At 66.7% G+C, this 2,775-nt stretch carries 3 protein-coding genes; all 3 read right to left on the bottom strand.

The genetic code is table 11. The features are described from left to right. Window positions 1-570: type II secretion system F family protein (locus Q8R27_RS05960; protein ID WP_305698148.1), on the bottom strand; the 570-nt coding region annotated here is incomplete at its 3' end. A gap of 4 nt (window positions 571-574) precedes the next feature. Continuing rightward, on the bottom strand, window positions 575-1,912 hold the full coding sequence (locus Q8R27_RS05965; protein ID WP_305698149.1) for a CpaF family protein: 1,338 nt from the start codon (window positions 1,910-1,912) through the stop codon (window positions 575-577). A gap of 2 nt (window positions 1,913-1,914) precedes the next feature. Continuing rightward, the coding region (locus Q8R27_RS05970; RefSeq protein ID WP_305698150.1) for an AAA family ATPase at window positions 1,915-2,775 on the bottom strand (861 nt) is incomplete at its 5' end.

Below are 2,775 nucleotides of genomic sequence, written 5' to 3' on the forward strand. Positions count from 1 at the left end.
GTCGCCCATTTCCTCGGTGACGAGCTGGACAGCCGAGATCACCGGGTGGCCGGCCCGCAAAGCGCGCACGATGATGTCCAACGCCAGCGGGAGTTGTTCCTCGAGCTGCTTGCGCCGCTTCTCGCGGCGGCCGGAGATCCACGACCACGCGAAGCAGCAGGACAACCCCGCCGCGCCCAGCATGGACAGAAGCATCTCCGAAGGGCCTACCCCACGCCCGGTCGCGCGAAGCACGACCACAGCCACCGCCCAAAGCGCGACGGTCGCGCCCAACAGGTATCCAAACAGTCGCGTCGGGGTCGTCTCCAGCGCCGCCTGACGGAGGAACTCGGCGGCCCGGTCATGCATCCGCACCAGCGCCAGGGCCTGGAATCGCGGTGACACCGGGCGGCGCACTAGCGCTTCATAGACCTCGCGCCGGCCCATCCCGGATTCCAGCATGGTCAGGCGCCGGTTCACGCGGCGCGACTTCTCATGCCCGGCGAAGAACAACGACGCACCGCCCTGGACGAGCAGCACCGCCCCCAAGAAGGCAAAGACGAAGATCAGTGGAAACAGGATCTGACCCACGGAGTCAGGCCCTGCGCGCAGGGTTGAACATCTCGAGCGGCAGGGTCAGCCCGCGCGCCGGCATGTGTTCGACGAACTTCGGACGGATGCCGGTCGGCTCGAAGTCTCCCAGCACCTCGCCCTTGGCGCCGCGGCCCGTGCGACGAAAGCGGAAGATCTCCTGCATGGAGACGACGTCCTGCTCCATCCCGACAACTTCGGAGATCGACACCACGCGACGGCGTCCGTCCTCCATTCGCTCGACCTGGACGACGACGTTGATGGCTGACGCGATCTGTCCGCGGACCGACCGCGCCGGAATATCCAGCCCCGCCATGCCGATCATCTGCTCGATCCGCGAGAGCGCGTCGCGTGCGGTGTTGGCGTGCACAGTGGTCATCGAGCCTTCGTGACCGGTGTTCATCGCCTGCAGCATGTCGAACGCCTCGCCGGCCCGCACTTCACCCACGATGATCCGGTCAGGCCGCATGCGCAGGGAGTTTCGGACCAAGTCGCGCTGTGTCACCTCGCCGCGCTCCTCGATGTTGGCGGGACGTGTCTCCAGACGCCCGACGTGCGGCTGTTGCAGCTGCAGCTCTGCCGAATCCTCGATCGTCACGATCCGTTCGCTTTGGTCGATGAAAGCGGACAGGGCGTTGAGTAGCGTCGTCTTGCCGGAACCAGTGCCCCCGGAGATCAACAGGTTGCGCCTTGCGCGCACCACCATTTGCAGCACCAATGCCATGTCCTCGGTGATCGAGCCCAGGTCGACCAGGCGCGCGATGTCGATTGGCTTGGATGCGAACTTTCGGATGGAGACCAGCGGGCCGTCCACGGCCAGCGGAGGGATGATGGCGTTGACACGCGAGCCGTCGGCCAGGCGCGCGTCGACCATCGGTTGGGATTCGTCGACCCTGCGCCCCACCGCCGAGACGATTTTGTTGACGATGCGGATCAGGTGCCGCGAGTCCTGGAAGCGGACATCCGTCAACTCCAGCTTGCCGCCTCGCTCGACGTAGACCTTGTCGTGGGTGTTGATGAGGATGTCGGTGATCGAGTCGTCCTTCAGGAGCGGCTCCAACGCACCGAGACCCAGCAGTTCGTCTAGGATGTCCTCGATCAGCTGGTCGACCTGCGGCACCGAAAGCAGACGCTTCTCATCGGCCAACAAGTTGCGCACTTCGCCGCGGATCTCGCCGCGGAGGGTCTCGCGCGGGATCCGCTCCAAGGCGCTCAGGTTCAAGACATCCAGCAGCCGCTTGTGCAGACGCACCTTGAGCGCCAGTCCACCCTCGACCGTCGCCGATTGGGCGGGACGCGGAGCGTCGTTTGCCGCGGGTTGCTCGTCCTGCCACAGCGCCATCTCTATCTCCCCCACCGGCTGGTCCGCGTCGCCGTAGCGGCCTGCTGCGGCACCAGCATCTGAGCCAGCTCGCTCAGCGCGCGCTCGACCTTGGTCCCACGCTTCAGGGTGCGCAGGGCGACACCCTGGTTGATCGCTTCGCCAATCATCTTGGAATCGTCCGGCACCACCGCGTCGAAGCTGCGCCCGACCGCGCGTTCCACCGACTTGAGCGAGACGCCCGAAGGAGAGTCGCCACCGACGCGATTGCAGATCAGCAGCGGCGGCGTCTGATCGAGCGACTGCAGCGACAGCGTATGCAGCTGGCGGCGCATGAGGTGGGCGTGAGGCACCGACAGATGGCTGACGATGGCGATCCGGTCGGCGAGCGAGAGCGCGCGGTTGCTCCACGCAGTCCAGGCGGACGGCATATCCATGAGGATCACGTCGAACTCGCGCCGCAGCGCCGCCAGCAGCGCCTGGACGGACTCAGGGCTGACCGCGTCGAGCGTCATGAACTGCCGCGGCGCCGCCAGCACCCGCGCGCCGCTGACATGGGCGGCGAGTTCGGTGGCGAAACTGACTTCGGACAACCCCTGGCCGGCGGACAGGACGTCGTCGAGGGTCAGAGCGTCCTGCATGTCGAGGTACATCGCCGCGCAACCAAACTGCACGTCGAAGTCGACGACGCAGACACGCTGGCCGCGGTCGGCGAGCACCGCCGCCAATTGGGTCACCAGCACCGTGGCGCCCACGCCGCCGCCAGCCTTGAGGACCCCAACCACCAGAGAGTCATGCGATGGGCCGGCGGGTTCGACTTCGCGCCGGAGCAGAACGCGCTCCAGGCTGGCGGCGAACGACGGCTCGGTGATCGGCGCGGACAG

It is taken from the genome of Phenylobacterium sp., from assembly GCF_030697305.1.
In the GTDB taxonomy this organism is placed as follows: domain Bacteria; phylum Pseudomonadota; class Alphaproteobacteria; order Caulobacterales; family Caulobacteraceae; genus Phenylobacterium.